The organism is Variovorax sp. VNK109 (assembly GCF_049445855.1).
Taxonomy (GTDB): Bacteria; Pseudomonadota; Gammaproteobacteria; order Burkholderiales; family Burkholderiaceae_C; genus JAGOCV01.
In genome coordinates this window covers 321,965-342,486 of sequence record NZ_JBMSDV010000002.1, presented here as the reverse complement: position 1 = coordinate 342,486, position 20,522 = coordinate 321,965, and the positions used below count along the sequence as shown (strand labels likewise).

The 20,522-nt window shown below is 64.4% G+C and carries 18 protein-coding genes; 7 read left to right on the top strand and 11 right to left on the bottom strand.

Annotation, left to right across the window (positions count from 1 at the left end; genetic code table 11):
• Positions 1 to 15: 15 nt before the first annotated feature.
• Positions 16 to 885 carry an archaetidylserine decarboxylase gene (gene asd / locus ACO2Q9_RS09165; RefSeq protein WP_423310469.1) on the bottom strand — a complete coding sequence of 290 codons (870 nt, stop codon included), beginning with the start codon at positions 883 to 885 and terminating at the stop codon, positions 16 to 18.
• Positions 886 to 955: 70 nt separating this feature from the next.
• Between asd and ACO2Q9_RS09160 the strand changes: the two genes are divergently transcribed.
• Positions 956 to 2,632, top strand: coding sequence for an aminotransferase class III-fold pyridoxal phosphate-dependent enzyme (locus tag ACO2Q9_RS09160; RefSeq protein ID WP_423310467.1), 1,677 nt, complete (start codon positions 956 to 958; stop codon positions 2,630 to 2,632).
• On the opposite strand, the gene ACO2Q9_RS09155 is transcribed toward ACO2Q9_RS09160, so the two are convergent.
• Complete coding sequence (locus ACO2Q9_RS09155) at positions 2,613 to 3,221, bottom strand: hypothetical protein (RefSeq protein WP_423310465.1); 609 nt, start codon at positions 3,219 to 3,221, stop codon at positions 2,613 to 2,615. The two genes, ACO2Q9_RS09160 and ACO2Q9_RS09155, sit on opposite strands and share 20 nt — an antisense overlap.
• Before the next feature lie 156 nt (positions 3,222 to 3,377).
• Between ACO2Q9_RS09155 and ACO2Q9_RS09150 the strand changes: the two genes are divergently transcribed.
• Positions 3,378 to 4,610 (top strand): glycosyltransferase family 4 protein, encoded by a 1,233-nt coding sequence (locus ACO2Q9_RS09150; protein WP_423310463.1) that lies wholly within the window; start codon positions 3,378 to 3,380, stop codon positions 4,608 to 4,610.
• A gap of 6 nt (positions 4,611 to 4,616) precedes the next feature.
• On the opposite strand, the gene lplT is transcribed toward ACO2Q9_RS09150, so the two are convergent.
• The 9 genes from lplT to ppsA form a co-directional block, all read right to left on the bottom strand.
• Entirely contained in the window at positions 4,617 to 5,891 is a 1,275-nt protein-coding gene (gene lplT, locus ACO2Q9_RS09145; protein ID WP_423310461.1) for a lysophospholipid transporter LplT, read from the bottom strand.
• A gap of 35 nt (positions 5,892 to 5,926) precedes the next feature.
• The gene (locus tag ACO2Q9_RS09140; RefSeq protein WP_423310459.1) at positions 5,927 to 7,306 is read right to left on the bottom strand and encodes a UDP-glucose dehydrogenase family protein; all 1,380 of its coding nucleotides are present in this window, start codon (positions 7,304 to 7,306) and stop codon (positions 5,927 to 5,929) included.
• A gap of 113 nt (positions 7,307 to 7,419) precedes the next feature.
• Positions 7,420 to 8,829 (bottom strand): replicative DNA helicase, encoded by a 1,410-nt coding sequence (gene dnaB, locus ACO2Q9_RS09135; RefSeq protein ID WP_423310457.1) that lies wholly within the window; start codon positions 8,827 to 8,829, stop codon positions 7,420 to 7,422.
• A 165-nt stretch (positions 8,830 to 8,994) separates the two neighbouring features.
• Positions 8,995 to 9,447 (bottom strand): 50S ribosomal protein L9, encoded by a 453-nt coding sequence (rplI, locus tag ACO2Q9_RS09130; RefSeq protein ID WP_423310455.1) that lies wholly within the window; start codon positions 9,445 to 9,447, stop codon positions 8,995 to 8,997.
• 10 nt (positions 9,448 to 9,457) lie between these two features.
• Positions 9,458 to 9,739 carry a 30S ribosomal protein S18 gene (rpsR, locus tag ACO2Q9_RS09125; protein WP_169420325.1) on the bottom strand — a complete coding sequence of 94 codons (282 nt, stop codon included), beginning with the start codon at positions 9,737 to 9,739 and terminating at the stop codon, positions 9,458 to 9,460.
• Between the two features lie 15 nt (positions 9,740 to 9,754).
• Entirely contained in the window at positions 9,755 to 10,042 is a 288-nt protein-coding gene (gene priB, locus ACO2Q9_RS09120; protein ID WP_423310453.1) for a primosomal replication protein N, read from the bottom strand.
• Positions 10,043 to 10,064: 22 nt separating this feature from the next.
• Entirely contained in the window at positions 10,065 to 10,436 is a 372-nt protein-coding gene (gene rpsF, locus ACO2Q9_RS09115; RefSeq protein ID WP_423310451.1) for a 30S ribosomal protein S6, read from the bottom strand.
• A 67-nt stretch (positions 10,437 to 10,503) separates the two neighbouring features.
• Positions 10,504 to 12,567, bottom strand: a complete 2,064-nt coding sequence (locus ACO2Q9_RS09110; RefSeq protein WP_423310449.1) for a VC_2705 family sodium/solute symporter — start codon at positions 12,565 to 12,567, stop codon at positions 10,504 to 10,506.
• 49 nt (positions 12,568 to 12,616) lie between these two features.
• Positions 12,617 to 15,010 (bottom strand): phosphoenolpyruvate synthase, encoded by a 2,394-nt coding sequence (gene ppsA, locus ACO2Q9_RS09105; RefSeq protein ID WP_423310447.1) that lies wholly within the window; start codon positions 15,008 to 15,010, stop codon positions 12,617 to 12,619.
• Positions 15,011 to 15,176: 166 nt separating this feature from the next.
• On the opposite strand from ppsA, the gene ppsR reads away from it, so the two are divergent.
• The 5 genes from ppsR to ACO2Q9_RS09080 all read left to right on the top strand — a co-directional run bounded on the left by ppsR (position 15,177) and on the right by ACO2Q9_RS09080 (position 20,517).
• The gene (gene ppsR / locus ACO2Q9_RS09100) at positions 15,177 to 15,998 is read left to right on the top strand and encodes a posphoenolpyruvate synthetase regulatory kinase/phosphorylase PpsR (protein ID WP_423310445.1); all 822 of its coding nucleotides are present in this window, start codon (positions 15,177 to 15,179) and stop codon (positions 15,996 to 15,998) included.
• Between the two features lie 160 nt (positions 15,999 to 16,158).
• Positions 16,159 to 16,722, top strand: coding sequence for an alkyl hydroperoxide reductase subunit C (gene ahpC, locus ACO2Q9_RS09095; RefSeq protein ID WP_423310443.1), 564 nt, complete (start codon positions 16,159 to 16,161; stop codon positions 16,720 to 16,722).
• 85 nt (positions 16,723 to 16,807) lie between these two features.
• Positions 16,808 to 18,388, top strand: coding sequence for an alkyl hydroperoxide reductase subunit F (gene ahpF, locus ACO2Q9_RS09090; protein ID WP_423310441.1), 1,581 nt, complete (start codon positions 16,808 to 16,810; stop codon positions 18,386 to 18,388).
• 216 nt (positions 18,389 to 18,604) lie between these two features.
• Positions 18,605 to 19,081, top strand: coding sequence for a bacterioferritin (gene bfr / locus ACO2Q9_RS09085; protein ID WP_423310438.1), 477 nt, complete (start codon positions 18,605 to 18,607; stop codon positions 19,079 to 19,081).
• 194 nt (positions 19,082 to 19,275) lie between these two features.
• Positions 19,276 to 20,517, top strand: a complete 1,242-nt coding sequence (locus tag ACO2Q9_RS09080; protein ID WP_423310436.1) for an imelysin family protein — start codon at positions 19,276 to 19,278, stop codon at positions 20,515 to 20,517.
• Positions 20,518 to 20,522: the final 5 nt, after the last annotated feature.

The following is a 20,522-nucleotide window of genomic DNA, read 5'->3' as shown; positions in this document are numbered from 1 at the left end:
CGCGGCTCCCTTTTTTCATTCCGGCGTCTGCAGCAGCGCCTGCCCCATGCGGATCCGCTGTCCGGTCCCGATGCCATCGGCCAGCGCGAAGCCGCGCGGCGCGAACACGATGATGGTCGAGCCGTGTTCGAACCAGCCCATCTCCTGCCCCTTGACGAGCTTTGCGTCGCAAGCCACGTCTGACGGGCCGTCGTAGTCGATGTGCAGGTGCAGGTCCGCAAAATGCAGCCGCAGGCTCGCGACAAGGATGGCCGCCACGGGCACCAGCGCCAGCCGGTGCCCGTCCGCGTCGATGCGCATCTCGATCACGGCCCGCTCGTTGCGGCAGAACAGGCGCGGCACGCGCCGCAGCGTCGGCGGGTTCACGTTCCACACGTCGCCGGGCAGGTAACGCACGCGCGTCACCACGCCGTCGTGCGGTGCATGGAAGCGGTGGTACATCGCGGACGTCAGGCGCAGCGTCACATACGTACCGCCATCGAAATGCGCAGCCAGCGCCGCATCGAGCAGCAGATCGTCGAGTGCATAGGTCTGACCCTTGATCTGCAACATCGCATGGCGCTTCACATGCCCACATGCACCGACGATCGCATCGCAGGGGCTGGAAAGAATGCTTGCCCGGCGATCGACAAGTCGCGCACCCTCGACCAATTCGCGCGTGAAGCAGTCGTGCAGGCTCTCGAAGCGTGACTTCTTCGCATCGCCCAGATCGACGTCGGTAAACAGGCGCCACAGCCCCATCGACACCTGGGGCACCGGCCACACGCGCACCTTGCTCAGGCGCCCCATCCAGCGGGTGACGCTGCGCCGCGGCAGGCCGTTGGTCAGCCAGAAATTGAGCGACTCGTTCTGCATCAGATGGCGCAGGCTGTTCCGGATTTTCATGGCGCTGTCAAATCCCGGGCTTAAAAGCAGCAGGGAACTCCTGCCTCTTGCTGCAATGAATGAAACCCTGATGAATGGCACGACCGTCGTGACTGGTGCCGCCGCCCTCGCCCTGATCGGCTGGGCCGGACTCAAGGCATGGCAGCGTCTGCTGCTGTCGCGCGCCAAGCATCCCTCGCTCACCGGCCATGCGCGCTGGTCCAAGCGCGTGGCCAGGCAACTGCCCGGCTACGCGTACGACGAGTCGATGTTCTTCAACTCCGACGGAGCGGGTGACGCCGTCGTGCAGCGCCGGCGCGACGCTCTTTCCCGCCTGTCGGACGAGTTCGCACGGCGCTTCGCGCAGTCGCTGGCCGCCACCAGCGAGCTGCAGGACAGCCTGGCCGACCTGCAATTCATTTCTGCCTACCGCGTCCCTTACCAGTACAGCCCATATCTGCGGCAGCATCTGCGCACGGGCAGCTGCGTCGTCGCCACGGACGGCGTGACCGTGACCGATCTGGACGGCAACCGCTTCCTCGATCTCACCGGTTCCTACGGCGTGAACCTGCTGGGTAACGACGTTTACAAGCAGACCATTGCCGACGGCAGCGCGCTCGTGGCGTCGCTCGGCCCGGTGCTCGGCGCGTATCACCCCTGCATGCTGGACAACGTGCGCCGCCTGCGTGTCATCTCCGGCCAGGAGCAGGTGTCGTTCCACATGTCCGGCACCGAGGCGGTGATGCAGGCCGTGCGCCTTGCGCGCTACCACACCGGCCGCCGCTACCTCGTGCGTTTCAGCGGCGCGTACCATGGCTGGTGGGAAGACGTGCAGCCGGGCCCCGGCAACCCCATGCCGGCACGCGAGACCTACACGTTGCGCGACATGCACGAAAACACCCTGCGTGTGCTGCGCACGCGCCGCGACATCGCCTGCGTGCTGGTCAACCCGCTGCAGGCGATGCACCCCAATGCCAATGCTCCCGGCGATTCGTCGCTGGTGGACAGTTCGCGCGGCGCGCATTACGACCGCGCGGCTTACACGGAATGGCTGCACGAACTGCGCGACGTGTGCACCGCACGGGACATCGTGCTGATCTTCGATGAAGTCTTCGTCGGCTTCCGTCTCGCGCCCGGCGGCGCCCAGGAATATTTCGGTGTGCGCGCCGACATGGTGACGTATGGCAAGACGCTCGGCGGCGGCCTGCCCGTCGGCGTGGTGTGCGGTCGCCGCGACCTGATGAAGCGCTACCGCGAAGACCGGCCGGCCGATCTCTGCTTTGCGCGCGGCACGTTCAATTCGCATCCATACGTGATGGGGGCGATGAATGCCTTCCTGCATCGCCTCGACAAACCGGCAACGCGGGCGCTGTACGAAGGGCTCGACGAACGCTGGAACCACCATGCGCAGCGCTTCAACGAACGCATGCAGGCCAGCGGACTCCCCGTGCGTGCGGTGAATCTCTCGTCCATCTGGACGCTCACTTACACGACACCGTCGCGCTACAACTGGATGCTGCAGTACTACCTGCGCCTGCACGGCCTGGCATTGAGCTGGATCGGCACCGGCCGGCTGATCTTCAGCCTGAACTACACCGATGCCGATGTCGACGCCGTGACCGACGCGTTCGTTGCAGCGGGCCTGGCCATGCAGCGGGACGGCTGGTGGCACGAAGGCGCCACGCAGACGAACAAGGAGATCAGACGCACGATCGCACATGAAATGCTGCGTGCCTGGTTCCGCAGGTTCAGACCCGCTGGTGCTTGATCATCGGGTCGATCAGTTCACCGCGCAGCAGGAACAGCGGCGCGCGCCAGTACAGCTTCACGTCATGGAACGGGTCGGTGAGGATCTTGGTGGCCCACACGAGGCCCGACTTCACATCCTTCAGGAAGAACAGGTGCACGGTGCGGAACAGCAGGCCGCCCACGCCGATCGCAAGCCACAGGAGACCGAGGTTGTGCAGGTACTGCGACGCATCGGTTGCGGGCTCCATCCATCCCCATAGCGACGGCTCGACGTACAACGCCACCGGCGAGAGCGCCCACAGCGTCATCAGCACCACCTTGCGGCGCAAGTTGTAGCCGACCTTGATCTCTTCCTTGTGCTCGTGCGTCGCCTGGTTCACTTCGTCGTAGCCGCGCGGCTCGAAGAAGAAGTGGCCGGCCTGCCGGCTCGTCATGGACACCAGCCACGCGAGCAACGCGGCAATGGCCGGGTCGACCATGAGCAGGCAATAAGCCGTCAGGAAACTCAGGGCGCTGAGCAGGTGCAGCGCCTGGTTGATGCGGCTGTGATGGTAGTAGCGGTGGTCGTCCCAGCGCTGGATTCTCAGCTCCTCGAAAAATCCGCTCATGCAGGCTCCTTGTGCTTTCGGGCAGGGGTGGAATGTCTGGCTGCGGAGCGTGCCCGTGTGTCGTGAATTCCTGATGACAGGCCGGTGACTGCAACGCCCTGGACACATGTACCGCGTTGTCATATTTGTGTTGCGCGCGTTCCCAACAATCCGTGCATGCACGAACCCGCCCACGAGAGCTTCGATATCGACGAAACGCCGATGACGCAGCGCACGCTGCGCATCGCACTGGTCACCGAGACCTATCCGCCGGAGATCAACGGCGTGGCACGCACCATCGCGCGCGTGGTCGACGGACTGCGCGCGCGCTCGCACGATGTGCAGGTCATCCGCCCGCGCCAGGGACGCGAGAGCAGCGGCGCACAGTTGCAGGACTTCCTCACGCGCGGCATGCCGATCCCCGGCTATCCGCAGATGCGCGTGGGCATGCCGTCCAGGCGCGCGATGGTGAACCTGTGGAAATGGCGCCGTCCCGACCTGATCCACATCGCCACCGAGGGGCCGCTCGGCTGGTCCGCGCTGCAGGCCGCGCAGACATTGCGCCTGCCGGTCAGTTCGGACTTCCGGACCAACTTCCACTCGTACGCCCGCCACTACGGCGTGGGCTGGCTGCAGAAGCCGGTGCAAGCCTACCTGCGGCGCTTCCACAACCGCACGCAGATCACGATGGTGCCCAACCAGGGTCTGCTGCAGGATCTGGACAGTCGCGGCTTCGAGCGCCTGCGCGTGGTGCAGCGCGGTGTCGACACGGCGTTCTTCCATCCCGGCCAGCGCAGCGATGGCCTGCGCCAGCAATGGGGCGCTGGCCGGGACGATCTCGTGGTGCTCAGCGTCGGCCGACTGGCAGCCGAGAAGAATCTCATGCTGATGGCGGAGGCATTCGATGCGATCGCCGCGCAGCGCAAGTCTGCAGGACTTTCGCCGGCACGCCTCGTCGTCGTCGGCGACGGGCCGATGCTGGCACAGTTGCGCGCGCGTTGCGCCCATGCGCATTTTGCCGGCGCACGCACGGGTGACGATCTCGCCGCGCATTACGCGAGCGCGGACCTCTTCCTCTTTCCCAGTCTCACGGAAACCTTCGGCAACGTGACCCTGGAAGCGATGGCCAGCGGCCTGCCCGTGGTCGCTTTCGACTACGCCGCGGCGGCGACCGCCATCACGAACGGTGCCCACGGGCCGCACGGCCGCACCGGCTGGCTCGCCGCATTCGGCGACCATGCAGATTACCTTCGCACGGCCGTTGCGTGTGTCGCCTCCGATCCGGAGTTGCGCCGCGTCGGCGCTGCTGCCGCGCAAGCCATGTCGGAGCACGGCTGGTCACGCATCCTCGACGACATCGAAAGCGTGATGCGCGAAGTCGCTGCGTCGCCGCCGACCTCGCGCCACTAGGCGACCTCAGTGGACGAGGGGCGCCAGCCGCCTCGCACGCAGCGCCAGCAGCAGCACGCCTGCAGCGATGCCCAGGCCGAAGCAGGTCATGATCGCCTCGATCGGCCAGTCGAGCCCGAGCAGGCCGGCGTAGACGGCCAGCATGGCGAGCACGCCCAGGTTTTCGTTGAAGCCCTGCACGGCAATGGAGCGACCCGCCGTCAGGAGCTGGTAGCCCCGATGCTGCAGCAGCGCGTTCATCGGCACCACCATCGCGCCCCCGGCCACGCCCAGCACCACGAGCAGGACCAGCGCCGGGCCGAGCTCGTCCACCAAGGCCACCACAGGCACCAGCAGTCCCAGCAACACGCCGAGCGGCAGCACGCGCATGGCCTGGTGCAGCCCGACCCATTTGCCCGCAAGTACCGCACCACCCACCACACCGATGGCCACGGCAGCCTGCAAGTACGCCGCCTGCTCCAGCGAGAGCTGAAGCGAGTCCTGCGCCCAGCGCAGCACCGCGAACTGCAAGGTCGCGCCGAAGCCCCAGAAGATCGTCGTCACGGCCAGCGACAGCCCACCCCATGCGTCGCGCCACAACAGGCTGTTGGCGTCCGTGAATTCGCGCACCAGCACATGCAGCCGCGGCGTGGACGACGCATAGCGCGCTCCGGAGTCCGGAATGCCGAGGTTGAGCGCGCTGGCCACGAAATAGATGCCCAGCAGCGCCAGCAGCGAAGCGCCGTAGACCGTGTGATGGGCAAACCACGCGCCCCGACCCTGCCATGGCCCGCCCCACTCCGCGCCGATTGCAACGACCGGAGCCGCCACCAGCAACCCGCCGAGCACGGTGCCCATCAGCGCAGCACACACCACGGTCACCTCGAGCCAGCTGTTGGCAGCGACGAGCTGGCGCGGCGGCACAAGCTCGGTGATCAACCCGTATTTGGCGGGCGCATACGCGGCTGCACCGAGCCCGACAATGGCAAACGCGAGCAAGGGATGGGTCTGCAGTGCGAGGCCCAGCACTCCGACGATCTTCAGCAGGTTCATCCATGCCATCAGGCGTGCCTTGGGCAGCGCATCTGCCAGCGGGCCGACGCCCGGCGCGAAGATCACGTACGCCAGCGTGAAGCAGAACTTGAGCATCGGCGCCCACCAGATCGGCATGCCCTGCTCCGCGAGCAGCGCCATGGCGACGATCAGCAGTGCGTTGTCGGCCAGGGCAGAAAAGAACTGTGCGGCGATGAGCCGGTAGAAGCCCCGCGGCATGCGCGCCGAAGCGAGCGTTGCCTGGGTCACGGGCCCGTCGACTGGCTCAACGGGCACGCCTGCGTTCACGCAGCGCTTCGGCGGCCGATGCCGACGTACTGGAAGCCCAGCTCGCGCATTTGCGCAGGCTCGTAGAGATTGCGTCCGTCCAGCAGCAGCGGTTGGCGCATGACGCCACGCATGGCCTCGAAGTCCGGACTGCGATACGCCTTCCATTCCGTGAAGATGAGCAGCGCGTCCACACCGGCGACCGCATCCTGCGGCGCATAGCAGAGGCTGAAGTTCGCCATCAGGGCGGCATCGCCCGCCAGATCTTCCACCAGGCAGGCGCGCGCATTGGGCATCGCCACGGGGTCGTGCGCGAGCACGCGTGCACCGCGTCTGAGCAGGCCGCAGATGACATCGCGGCTGGGTGCCTCGCGCATGTCGTCGGTATCGGGCTTGAACGCCAGGCCCCATACGCCGAACGTCAGGCCCTGGAGATCCTCACCCATGCGCGCGAGCACATGGCGCAGCAGCATGCCTTTCTGCGCCTGGTTGACGCGCTGGGCCGCCTCCACCAGATGCATGGAGAGCCCGTGCGCGCGCGCCGTCTCCAGCAGCGCCTGCGTATCCTTCGGGAAGCAACTGCCCCCGTAGCCCGTGCCCGCATAGAGGAAGCTCGGACCGATGCGCGAGTCGGAACCGATGCCGCGACGCACCGCATCCACGTCGGCGCCCACGCTGTCGGCCATGTTGGCAATCTCGTTCATGAACGAGATGCGCGTGGCCAGCATCGCGTTGGCTGCGTACTTCGTGAGTTCGGCGCTGCGGCGATCCATGTGCAGCGTGCGGTCGTGGTGACGGTTGAAAGGCGCATAGAGGCGGTTCAGCAACACGCGCGCCCTGGCACCGGCAGGTGTCTCGCTGCTGCCGAGGATGATGCGGTCCGGCCGCATGAAATCGCCGACCGCCACGCCTTCCTTCAGGAATTCCGGGTTCGATACGACGGCGAAGTCAGCGCCGCCGGTTACGTCGTGGTCGCGTTGTGCGAGCTCGTGCGCAATCAGCTGCTCGACTTCATCGGCGGTGCCGACAGGCACGGTGGACTTGTTGACGACGACCTTGAACGCGTCCATGCGGCTGCCGATCGTGCGCGCCACTGCGCGCACCTGGGTCAGGTCGGCACTTCCGTCCGCCGCGCCTGGCGTTCCGACGGCGATGAAGATGATCTCCCCATGCCCGACACCCTCGTCCGCCTCGCACGTGAAGCGCAGTCGGTCCGCATCCACGTTGTTGCGGACCATTTCGGGCAGACCGGGTTCGTGGAAGGGAATCTGTCCCTGCGCCAGCCGCCCGATGCGTTCCGGATCGATGTCGATACAGACCACCTGGTTGCCCAGCTCGGCGAGACATGCGCCGGTCACCAGACCGACATATCCCACCCCGAATACGCTCACCTTCATTCAACCGCCCCGTCTTTGTGACGCAACGAGCTTGAAGGCGTCATGTGACGCCCTGATGATCTTTCGAAGACAGTGGCGTGACGGATTCACGCTGGATGCCTGTGAAAACAGCGTTAGAAGTCCGCGCCACCGCCGCCGCTTGCCAGGCTCTCGAACTTGGTCAGCGGCTTCAGGAACGCGAGCTTGGTCGTGCCCGTGGGGCCGTTACGCTGCTTGCTGATGATGATCTCGGCGACGCCAGGCTCCTTGGAGTCCTTGTTGTAGTAGTCGTCACGGTAGATGAACATGATGACGTCGGCGTCCTGCTCGATGGCGCCGGATTCGCGCAGGTCACTCATCATCGGCCGTTTGTCGGTGCGTGCCTCGACACCCCGGCTGAGCTGCGAAAGCGCAATCACCGGACATTGCAGTTCCTTGGCCAGCATCTTGAGGCCGCGCGAAATCTCGCCGACGGCCGTTGCGCGGTTCTCGTCGTTCATGCTGCTGGACGTGCTCATGAGCTGCAAGTAATCCACCACGATCAGGCCCAGCTTGCCGCATTGGCGCGCCAGCCGCCGCGCGTTGGCACGCAACTCGCTCGTGGTGAGGCCCGGCGTTTCGTCGATGTGCAGCGATACGTTGCGCAACTTCTCGATCGCTTCGGTCAGGCGCGGCCATTCGTCGTCCGTCAACTTGCCGGTGCGCAGGTGTCCCTGGTCGATGCGGCCGATGGAGCCGACGATACGCACAGCCAGCTGCGAGGCGCCCATTTCCATGGAGAACACGGCCACCGGCAGGCCTTCATTGAGCGCCACATGCTCGGCGATGTTGATGGCAAACGCCGTCTTGCCCATGGACGGACGCGCCGCCAGGATGATCAGGTCACCCGCCTGCATGCCCGAGGTCATGCGGTCGAGGTCGTAGAAGCCGCTGGGCACGCCGGTGATGTCGTTGGGGTTGTCCGCCATCTCCTGCACACGGTCCAGCAGTTGCACGACCAGCGAATCCATGCCCTGGAAGCCCTGCTTCATCCGCGAGCCTTCCTCGCCGATGTTGAAGATCTTCTGTTCGGCTTCGTCGAGCAACTGGTCCACCGGCTTGCCCTGCGGGTTGAACGCGTTGGTGGAAATCTCGTCGCTGGCGGTCACCAGCTTGCGCAGGATGGCGCGCTCCCGCACGATCTCGGCGTAACGGCGGATGTTGCTCGCACTCGGTACATATTGCGCCAGCGAGTTCAGATAGGCCAGTCCACCGATCTCGTCGGCCTTGCCCAGGGACTGGAGCTGTTCATAGACCGTGATCACGTCGGCCGGCCGCGTCGCGTTGATCAGCCCGCCGATGGCCGCATAGATCAGCCGATGCTCGTAACGATAGAAGTCACCGTCGGTCAGCAGGTCCCCCACGCGGTCCCACGCGCTGTTGTCCAGCAGCAGGCCGCCGAGCACGCTCGACTCGGCCTCGATGGAGTGCGGCGGAACACGAAGTTGCGCGATCTGGCGGTCTTGCGGGAAGCCGTCATTGGCATGGCTGAGAACAGCTGACATTCGATTGTTTTTCCTGAATGAACGATGCTAAGGCGGCGGCGCAGGCGCGTCCAGCAGACAACTTTGGGAAGAAGCTGTGGATTTCCGGTTGTTAACCCGGGACAACTTCAAAGCCCAAAAAAGAAAAGCCGCCTCGCGGCGGCTTTTCATCAAGCGAAAGGCCGATCAGGCGGTTTCGCCGTAGACGGTGACATTGACTTCGACGACCACGTCCGTGTGCAGGGCCACGGAAACCGTGCTGTCGCCCACGGTCTTGATCGGGCCGTTGGGCATGCGCACCTGGGCCTTCGCAACCTTGTAACCTTGCTTGCTCAGCTCTTCGGCGATGTCGAAGTTGGTGACCGAGCCGAACAGACGGCCGTCAACGCCGGCCTTCTGCGTCAGCTTGATGGTCGTGCCGCCGAGCTTTTCGCCCAGGGCTTGCGACTCGGCCAGCTTGGCGGCGGCAGCCTTCTCGAGTTCGGCGCGCTTGGCTTCGAACTCTGCCTTGGCAGCAGCGGTGGCACGGCGGGCGCGGCCTTGCGGGATCAGGAAGTTGCGGGCATAACCGTCTTTCACCTTGACGATTTCGCCGAGATTGCCGAGGTTCAGAACCTTGTCGAGCAGGATGACTTGCATGTGGTTCTCCTCAGATGCGGTGCTGGTCGCTGTACGGCAGCAGGGCCAGGAAGCGGGCGCGCTTGATGGCGGTATTGAGCTGGCGCTGGTAGATCGCGCGCGTGCCGGTCAGGCGTGCGGGGATGATCTTGCCGTTTTCGCTGATGAAATCGCGCAGGGTGTCGATGTCCTTGTAGTCGATTTCCTCGACACCGGCGACGGTGAAGCGGCAGAAGCGCTTGCGCTTGAACAGCAGCGACTGGGTGTTGCGCTTGGGGCGCTTGTCTTTGTTGAATTTCTTGAACGTGGCCATGGGGCCTCCTGAAAATTAATCTTGACTGAATTCCTGGATGTGAAGCACGACGTACTTGCCGTTGCGGGGTGTCGCCAGAAAGCCGTTGAACCGCCAGAGGGTGCCGATGTCCTGTTTGCCGAGGGTCTCGGCCACCGAGCCAAAGGCCACCGCCTTGACTGCTGCCTTCACCTGCCGGGCCTGTCCGGCTTCCTGGATTTCGGACTCATGTTCGAGTCTCAGGTCCAGGGCCGGTAACCCGGCCGGTGTGTATCGCAAGCTTGCGGCTTCGACGATACGGGCAGTCAGCGTGACGTGGTTCACACGCCCTTCCGGGCTTGCCGCATCAGGCGGCTGCCGCGTACTCCGCCTGCTGGGCCTTGCGGGCCTCTTCGCGCTCGACGGTCTTCATCATGGAAGACGGACCGGTTTCGGCCTTCTTCTTCTGCACCGTCAGGTGGCGCAGGACAGCGTCGTTGAACTTGAAGGCATGCTCCAGCTCGGCCATCACAGCCTGGTCGGCCTCGATGTTCACGCACAGGAAGTGCGCCTTGCCCAGCTTGTTGATCTGGTAAGCCAGCTGACGGCGGCCCCAGTCTTCGACACGGTGCACCTTGCCGTTGCCGGTGGTGATCATGCCCTTGTAGCGCTCCAGCATGGCCGGAACCTGTTCGCTCTGATCCGGGTGGATCAGCAAGATGATTTCATAGTGACGCATTCAAACTCCTTGTGGTTGAAGCCGCCCACTGCGTCAAGTAGCGGTGCGGCAAGGGGAAAGCCCACGATTATAGCAGTCTTCCTGGCGCCCGGGGCGCGGGCGTGCGCAGGCTGACCGCCCAGATCACGGCAAACCCCAGCGGAACACCGAAGACCGCAGCCGAAATTGGCTGGATGCCGAACCACAGCGGGGCCGGGGCGGTCAGTCCGAGGAAGCTGCGCACTGCTTGCGCATTGACCAGCATGTAATAGACCGTCACCGCCAGACCGGCGAGCATGCCGGCGATGGCGCCTGCGCGGGTCGCGCGCCGCCAGAAAATGCCGCACACCATGGCCGGCACAAAGGCGGCACCCGCCAGCGAAAACGATGCCGACACCAGCGACAGGATCTCCGCCGGCTTGAGCGCGGCAACGAAGGCTGCCAGCATGGCCACCGCCAGCAGCGCGAACTTGGACAGGATCACCCGCTGCTCCGGTGTGGCCGAACCGCGCCGCCCGCCATCGAAATACAGATCGCGCACCAGCGAGTTGGTGATGGTGAGCATCAAGCCGTCGGCAGTGGACAGGGCCGCCGCCAGTCCGCCGGCAGCCACCAGTCCCGACACCACATAGGGCAGGCCGCCAAGCTCCGGCATGGCCAGCATGATCAGGTCGGCGCCGAACCTCAGCTCGCCGAACTGCACGATGCCATCGCCGTTGATGTCGCTGACCGACAGCAGGGCCGCATCGACCTTGCTCCACTGCGCGATCCAGCCCGGCAACGCATCGAACCGGCTGCCAACCAGGCTTTCCATGACCTCGTACTTCACCAGCACCGCGAGCGCGGGCGCGCTCATGTAGAGCAACACGATGAAGAACAGCGACCACGCGACGGAAACCCGCGCCTCCGCGACCGTGGGCGTCGTGTAGTAGCGCACGAGCAGATGCGGAAGGCCAGCCGTCCCCACCATCAGGCAGAACATCAGGGCGAGGAAGTTGATGCGCGAGGTCCGGAAGCTTCTCTGCTGCTCCGGCGTGCCATCCGGGTCTCCCGCAAAGGCCTGGCTGTGCGGCGGCAGGCCGCCGAGCGCGCGGGCCCGCTCGTAGTTGTCGTGCATGGCGCGGGACCAGCGTTCGCGGGCAGCGTCGACGTCCTTGGGCAGCATGGACAGGTTGCGCTGCGCCGCCATGACCAGCGCCATGTCCGCGCGCTGCGTGCGCAACGCATGCACCCGCTCCTGCAACTGCCTTCGCTCCTGCTCGAGCGCGGCCGGCACGTCGGAGAGACGCGCCTCGTAGTCCCTCGCACGGCGCAGGTATTCCGCCCTCACCTCTTTTTCGGCTGGCGAATCGAGCAATTGCCGCTCCAGTTCGCCCAGTCGCTGCACCTGCTGACCATAGACCAGCGGTGCCAGGGGATTGCCCAACTGCTTGTAGGCGAGCCACGAAACAGGAATCAGGAAGGCGAGCAGCACGATCACGTACTGGGCCACCTGCGTCCAGGTGATGGCGCGCATGCCCCCGAGGAACGAACACACCAGCACGCCACCCAGGCCGAGCATGATGCCGACCTCGAACTGCACGCCGGTCAGCCGGGAAGCGATCAGTCCGACGCCATAGATCTGGGCCACCACATACGTGAACGAGCAGGCGATGGCAGCCAGCGCCGCGATCCGCCGCGGCCAGAGGCCGCCATAGCGGACACCGAAGTAGTCCGGGACGGTGTAGAGGTTGAGGCGCCGCAGGTGCGGCGCGATCAACATGGCCACCAGGCAGAAGCCGCCCGTCCACCCGAGCAGGTAGGCCAGTCCGCCCGGTTGCCCGTCGCTGCCCGAAAAGCCCTGCAGGTACAAACCCCCGGCCAAGCTGATGAACGACGCGGCACTCATCCAGTCGGCCGCCGACGCCATGCCGTTGTACATGGCCGGTATGCGCCGCCCCGCCACGTAGTAGTCGCCAGCGTCGGTGGTGCGGCCGTAGATGCCGATGCAGGCATACGCCATGACGCTGACGAACATGAAGATCGGGCCGATCCACTGGCGCGACAGGCCTTGCTGCTCGGCCCACAGCATCAGGAGCAGGAAGCCCACCACACAGGCCACGTACGTGGCCAGGATGCGGTGCAGTCTTCTCTTGTAGGCCCTGTACTCCATGGGCCGCGATCATCGCATCGCGCCCCTTGGGAGCCACTAGGGATTTACATCAGCGGCTGGCCAGTTGCTGCCAGGTCTCGATCACGCTGTCGGGGTTGAGCGAGATCGATGCGATGCCCTGTTCTGCGAGCCAGAGCGCGAAGTCCGGATGGTCGCTGGGACCCTGGCCGCAGATGCCGACGTACTTGCCTTGCGCGAGGCAGGCCGAGATTGCGCGGCTGAGCATGGCCTTCACGGCCGGATCGCGCTCGTCGAAGTCGGCAGCGAGCAGTTCGAGGCCCGAGTCCCGGTCCAGGCCCAGTGTGAGTTGTGTCAGGTCGTTCGAACCGATGGAGAACCCGTCGAAATACTGCAGGAACTCGTCCGCCAGGATGGCGTTGCTCGGCACCTCGCACATCATGATGTGCTTGAGGCCGTTGTCGCCACGCTTGAGGCCATGTGCGCCGAGCAGTTGCGTGACACGGTCGGCCTGGCCGAGCGTGCGCACGAAGGGCACCATCACCTCGACGTTGGTCAGCCCCATGTCGTTGCGCACGCGCTTGATCGCCTCGCACTCCATCGAGAAAGCCTCGCTGAATTCAGTGCTGATGTAGCGCGCCGCGCCGCGGAAGCCCAGCATGGGGTTTTCTTCTTCCGGCTCGTAGCGGCTGCCGCCGATGAGCTTGCGGTATTCGTTGCTCTTGAAGTCCGAGAGGCGCACGATGACCGGCTTCGGCCAGAACGCGGCAGCAATGGTTGCCACGCCCTCAGCCACCTTGTCCACATAGAAAGCGCGGGGCGAAGCGTGGCCGCGCGCCACCGACTCCACCGCCTTCTTCAGATCCGCATCGACGTTCGGATAGTCGAGGATGGCCTTGGGGTGCACGCCGATGTTGTTGTTGATGATGAACTCGAGCCGCGCCAGACCCACGCCTTCGTTGGGCAGTTGCGCGAAGTCGAACGCAAGCTGCGGATTGCCCACGTTCATCATGATCTTGGTCTTGATGGGCGGCATTTCGCCACGCTTGACCTCGGTGACTTCCGTTTCGAGCAGGCCGTCGTAGATGTAGCCGGTATCGCCCTCGGAACAGGCGACAGTGACCAGCGCTCCGTCCTGCAGGCGGTCGGTGGCGTCGCCGCATCCGACCACGGCGGGAATGCCGAGCTCGCGGGCGATGATGGCCGCGTGGCAGGTGCGGCCACCACGGTTGGTGACGATGGCGCTGGCGCGCTTCATCACCGGCTCCCAGTTCGGGTCGGTCATGTCGGTGACGAGCACGTCGCCGGGCTGCACCTTGTCCATTTCGCTGATGTTCTGCACCAGGCGCACCGGGCCGGTGCCGATCTTCTGGCCGATGGCGCGGCCTTCCGCGAGCACGGTTCCCTGCTGCTTGAGCTTGTAGCGCTGCTCGGCCTTGCCCTTCTGCTGGCTCTTCACCGTTTCGGGGCGCGCCTGCAGGATGTAGAGCTGGCCGTCCGTGCCGTCCTTGCCCCACTCGATGTCCATCGGGCGGCCGTAATGGTCTTCGATCACCAGCGCGTAAGCAGCCAGTTGCTCGACTTCCTCATCGGTCAGTGAATAGCGGTTGCGCAGTTCGGCCGCCACGTCGGTGGTCTTTACCAGCTTGCCGGAAGCCGACTTCTCTTCGGCGGAAGCGAATTCCATCTGGATCAGCTTGGAGCCGAGGTTGCGGCGGATGACCGCGCGCTTGCCGGCCTTGAGCATGGGCTTGTGCACGTAGAACTCGTCGGGATTCACAGCGCCCTGCACCACCGTCTCGCCCAGGCCATAGCTGGACGTGATGAAGACCACATCTTCAAAGCCGGACTCGGTGTCGATGGTGAACATCACACCGGCAGCGCCGAGGTCGGAGCGCACCATGCGTTGCACGCCGGCGGACAGGGCCACCACGTCATGCGCGAACCCCTTGTGCACGCGATAGCTGATGGCGCGGTCGTTGTAGAGGGAGGCGAACACCTCCTTCATCTTGTGCAGCACGTCCTCGATGCCGACGACGTTCAGGAAGGTTTCCTGCTGGCCGGCGAAGGAGGCGTCCGGCAGGTCTTCCGCCGTGGCCGACGAACGCACGGCGAAGCTGGCCTGCGCATTGCCGGCGCTCAACGTCGCGAAGGCTTCCCTGATGGCTTTTTCAAGATCGGCCGGGAAAGGCTGGGCCTCGACCATGCTGCGGATCTCGGCACCGGCAGCGGCCAGCGCGCGGACGTCTTCGGTGTCAAGGCTTGCCAGGCGCTGGCTGATTTTTGCGGCCAGGCCGTCATGGGCCAGGAATTCGCGGAAAGCATGGGCCGTGGTGGCGAAGCCCGTGGGCACGCGCACACCGGTGGGCAGCTGCGAGATCATTTCGCCGAGGCTGGCGTTTTTGCCGCCAACAGACTCGACGTCCGTCATCCTCAGGTTTTCAAACGGTACGACCAGGGCGGTCGGGCTGAAAAGTGCAGACATGGGAAAGCTCCAGAAGTTAAAACCGGGTCTGCGCTCGGCCTGGCCAGGGGCAGGCTGTCAGCGGCGTCCATGCGCGAAGGGCGACTTTGCTGTTGTTGGAATGGGTCAGCGGGGCGCATGGATCGGGAATTCAGATAATGGGCGAGATTGTAGGCGCGAGACCATCATGCACACCCGAACCGTATTTTTCATCTCCGACGGCACCGGCATTACCGCTGAAACATTTGGGAACGCCATCCTGGCGCAATTCGAAATGAAGCCCCGTCACGTCCGCCTGCCCTTCGTGGACACGGTGGACAAGGCCCATCAGGCCGTCCGGCAGATCAACCACACCGGCGTGGTCGAAGGGAAAAAGCCGATTGTCTTCACGACGCTGGTGAACATGGACGTGCTGCGCGTGATCCAGGCCGGCTGCCAAGGCATGTTGCTGGACATGTTCGGCACGTTCGTACAGCCGCTGGAGAAGGAACTGGGCATCAAGTCCAACCACCGCATCGGCCGCTTCTCCGACGTGAGCAAGAGCAAGGAGTATGACGACCGCATCGAGGCCATCAACTTCAGCCTGGCGCACGACGACGGGCAGTCCAACCGCGACCTGGAGGTGGCAGACGTGATCCTCGTGGGCGTGAGCCGCAGCGGCAAGACGCCGACCTCGCTGTATCTGGCCATGCAGCACGGGCTCAAGGCAGCCAACTACCCGCTCATCCCGGAAGATTTCGATCGCAAACAGTTGCCGCCTGCGCTGGTGCCGCATCGCAAGAAGATTTTCGGCCTGACCATCGATCCGCAACGCCTCTCGCAGATCCGCAACGAGCGGCGGCCGGGCTCGCGCTACGCCAGCATCGAGAACTGCCGGCTGGAGGTGAACGAAGCCGAAGCCATGATGCGGCGGGCCGGCATACGCTGGCTGTCGACGACCACCAAGTCGATCGAGGAAATTGCCACGACCATCCTGCAGGAAATCAGGCCCGAGCGACTGATCTACTGAGCACGCACCGTGTTACGCGTGCGTCACGAGGCCGGTTCATAATGGCATCGTGAATTAACGAATTCAATTGACTGAATAACATCAATCAATTGGATCAATCACCTCGGGGCGCGTAAAGTTGCTCCATCCCGTTTGCAAACCCAACCGTAAAGGAAGCTACATGTCCGTCATCAACACCGCCATCAAGCCGTTCAAGGCCACCGCATTCAAGGCCGGCAAATTCATCGACGTCACCGATGCCGACGTGAAGGGCAAGTGGGCCGTGTTCTTCTTCTACCCTGCCGACTTCACCTTCGTGTGCCCGACCGAACTGGGCGACGTGGCCGACCACTATGCCGAGTTCCAGAAGCTGGGCGTGGAGATCTATTCCGTGTCCACCGACACGCACTTCACGCACAAGGCATGGCACGACTCTTCCGACACCATCGGCAAGATCCAGTACACCATGATCGGCGACCCGACGCTGCAGATCAGCCGCAACTTCGAAGTCCTGCGTGAAGACGAAGGCCTGGCCAACCGCGGCACCTACATCGTCGACCCGCAAGGCGTGATCCAGGCGCTGGAAATCACCGCCGAAGGCATCGGCCGCGACGCCAAGGACCTGCTGCGCAAGGTCAAGGCCGCGCAGTACGTCGCCTCGCACCCCGGTGAAGTCTGCCCCGCCAAGTGGGAAGAAGGCGCCGCCACGCTGAAGCCGTCGCTCGACCTGGTCGGCAAGATCTGAGTTACCAAGTCGCACCCACGACGACCCGGGTGCGTCCCCGCCCCGGGTTTTTTTGTCCCTTTTTTCGCCAGAAAGTGAGAAGTACATGCTGGATTCCAACCTCAAGACCCAACTGAAGGCCTACCTCGAGCGCATTTCGCAGCCCATCGAGATCGTCGCTTCGCTGGACAGCAGCGCGGCTTCCGGCGAAATGAAGGCGCTGCTGGCCGACATCGCGGAGCAGTCCTCGCTCATCACCGTCATCGAGAAGCAAGGCGACGGCGAACGTGCCCCCTCGTTCTCCATCGGGCGTCCCGGTGCAGAGCCCGGCCTGCGTTTTGCCGGCCTGCCGATGGGCCATGAGTTCACCTCGCTCGTGCTGGCGCTGCTGCAGGTCGGTGGCTATCCGTCCAAGGCCGCACAGGACGTGATCGAGCAGATCCGCAACCTCGACGGTGACTTCACCTTCGAGACTTACTTCTCGCAGTCGTGCCAGAACTGCCCGGACGTGGTGCAGGCACTCAACCTCATGTCGGTGCTCAACCCGAAGATCCGCCACGTGGCGATCGACGGCGCGCTGTTCCAGGACGAAGTGAACGAGCGCAAGGTCATGGCCGTGCCCACCATCTTCCTGAATGGCCAGACCTTCGGCCAGGGCCGCATGGGCCTGGAGGAAATCCTGGCGAAGATCGACACCGGCGCGGTGGACCGCGAAGCCGCGAAGATCGCCGCCAAAGCACCGTTCGACGTGCTCATCATCGGCGGCGGCCCTGCCGGTGCCGCAGCAGCCGTGTATGCGGCGCGCAAGGGCATCCGCACGGGCGTGGCGTCGGAACGCTTCGGCGGCCAGGTGCTGGACACGATGGCCATCGAGAACTTCATCTCGGTCAAGGAAACCGACGGCCCGCATTTCGCTGCCGCGCTCGAAGAGCACGTGAAGGCCTACGAAGTGGACATCATGAACCTGCAGCGCGCCGAGAGCCTCACGCCCGGCGAACTGGTTCAGGTGGAACTGTCCAGCGGTGCAGTGCTCAAGGCGAAGACCGTCATCCTGGCCACCGGCGCACGTTGGCGCGACATGAACGTCCCGGGCGAAAAGGAATACCGCACCAAGGGCGTGACCTACTGCCCGCATTGCGACGGCCCGCTCTTCAAGGGCAAGCGCGTCGCAGTCATCGGCGGCGGCAACTCCGGTGTGGAAGCGGCGATCGACCTCGCGGGTGTGGTGGCGCACGTGACGCTGCTCGAGTTCGCGGCAGAGCTGCGCGCTGATGAAGTGTTGCAACGCAAGCTGCGCAGCCTTCCGAACGTGAAGGTGATCACCCAGGCACAGACGACCGAAGTCACCGGCGACGGCGAGAAGGTCAATGGCCTCGTGTACACGGACCGCGCGACGGGTGAGTCGAGCAAGCTCGCGCTGGAAGGCGTATTCGTGCAGATCGGCCTGCTGCCCAACACCGACTGGCTCAAGGGCACGGTCGAGCTGAGCAAGCACGGCGAGATCGTGGTCGATGCGCGCGGCGCCACGTCGGTGCCCGGCGTGTTCGCTGCAGGCGACGCGACGACGGTGCCGTACAAGCAGATCGTGATTGCGGCGGGGGACGGCGCGAAGGCCGCGCTCAGCGCGTTCGATCACCTGATCCGTACGTCGGCACCTGCCGAGACGAAAGCAGCCGTCGCAGCCTGACCGCCTGAGACGCGACAAGCGCTCCCTGAAAGCTGGCCTTGCGCCGGCTTTTTCTTTCACTTACGTCCTTCACCTGCACTCAGCGCACACACGCTGAATGCGAACGCCTATCAACCTCACACGCAGCCAGACCGACGCAGTGTGGATACTGCCTTGCCGCTTGTGCACAGGGCACCGACAATCGCAGGCGAACCCACTTTCAAGAAGGACAACAACATGCAAGGCGACGCCAAGGTCATCGAGCTGCTGCAAGCGCAACTCAAGAACGAGCTCACGGCCATCAACCAGTATTTCCTGCACTACCGCATGCTCAAGCATTGGGGCCTGCCCAAGCTGGCAAAGAAGGAATACGAAGAATCCATCGGCGAGATGAAGCACGCGGACAAACTGATGGACCGCATCTTCATGCTCGACGGTTTGCCGAACCTTCAGGACCTGGGCAAGCTGCGCGTCGGTGAAGACGTGCCCGAGTTGCTGGGCTGCGACCTGGCGTCCGAGCAAGGCGCGCAGGCCACCATCAAGGAAGGCATCGCGCGCTGTGAGGAAGTGCGTGACTATGTCTCCCGCGACCTGCTGCAGGAGATCCTGGACGACACGGAAGAACACATCGACTTCCTGGAAACGCAGATCGACCTGATCGGCCGCGTCGGTATCCAGAACTACCTGCAAAGCCAGATGGGCGACGAGAGCTGAGCGGAAGCGGACTCTCCTGCACGAACGAGGGCGGTGGCAACACCGCCTTTTTTTTCGTCTGCGGCTATACCTTCGCTCCCGCTGTGGCATTGGCGATATCAAGAATGATTCGCATTAAAATATTTACAAACCACAAGCACTCCAGCCGCAGGCAGCGTTCGTGCTGTCCTCTCTTCCCCAGATCATTCAAATCAATGTCATTCAAGCCCCTGTTCCTGAGCGCGGCCATTGCCGCTTTGTGTACAACCCAAGCGGGTGCACAAACTGGCGCACAAACCGGCGCAGCAACGCCCGCCCCCGCTGCGAAAGCCGCAGCGCCAACTGCCACCACGCCCGCCGCGCAGGGCGCCGTGACGGCACGTGCCGTTGCACAGCACTACGCCGTTCTCGTGCACGCAGGCTATGACGATGCGCTCAAGGGCGCACAGGCGCTGCAGAAGACGATCACGTCATTCATTGCCAGGCCTTCCGAAGAAGGCCTCGTCGCGGCACGAAAGGCCTGGCTCGATGCACGCGAGGTGTATGGACAGACGGAAGCCTTCCGCTTCTACGGCGGCCCCATCGACGACGACAACGGTCCCGAAGGCCGTATCAACGCCTGGCCGATGGATGAGTCCTACGTCGACTACGTGGTCGATGCACCGGACGCCGGCATCATCAACAACCGCAAGGTCGCCATCACCAGGAAGCAGCTCGCGAGCCTGAACGAGCGCGACGGTGAAGAAAACATTGCCACCGGATGGCATGCGATCGAGTTCCTCCTGTGGGGGCAGGACCTGAGCGAGACCGGCCCGGGCAACCGCTCGTTCGAAGACTTCGTCGACGGCAAGAAACCCAATGCCGACCGCCGCCGCCAGTACCTCAAGGTCGTGACCGAAATGCTCATCGACGACCTGCGCTTCGTCGCCAACGCATGGGCACCGGGCAAACAGAACTTCCGCGCGCGCTTCGAGCGCGGCGGCATGGAGTCGGTCCGCAAGATCTTCGTCGGCGTTGGCTCGCTCTCGCGCGGTGAACTGGCCGGTGAACGCCTCGAAGTAGCCCTCGCCAGCCAGGACCAGGAGGACGAGCACTCGTGCTTCTCCGACAACACGCACCGCGACGCGGTGACCAACGCGATGGGCATCCAGAACGTCTGGCTCGGCCGGTACAAGCGTGCTGACGGCAGCATCGTGCAAGGCCCCGGCCTGCGTGACATGGTTGCGGCCAGGGACGCAGCGCTGGCCGAGCGCACGACGAAGCAGATCGCAGCGTCCGTGACGGCGGCAGAAGCCATCCCCGCGCCGTTCGACCAGGCCATCAAGGGCGAGCGCAGCGCGCCGGGCCGCGCGCTGGTCCAGAAGACCATCGACAGCCTGACGCAGCAGAGCAAGGACCTCGTGGAGGCCGCCAACGCCGTCGGCATCACCAAGCTGACGCTGGTGCAACCGGAGTAACCGGC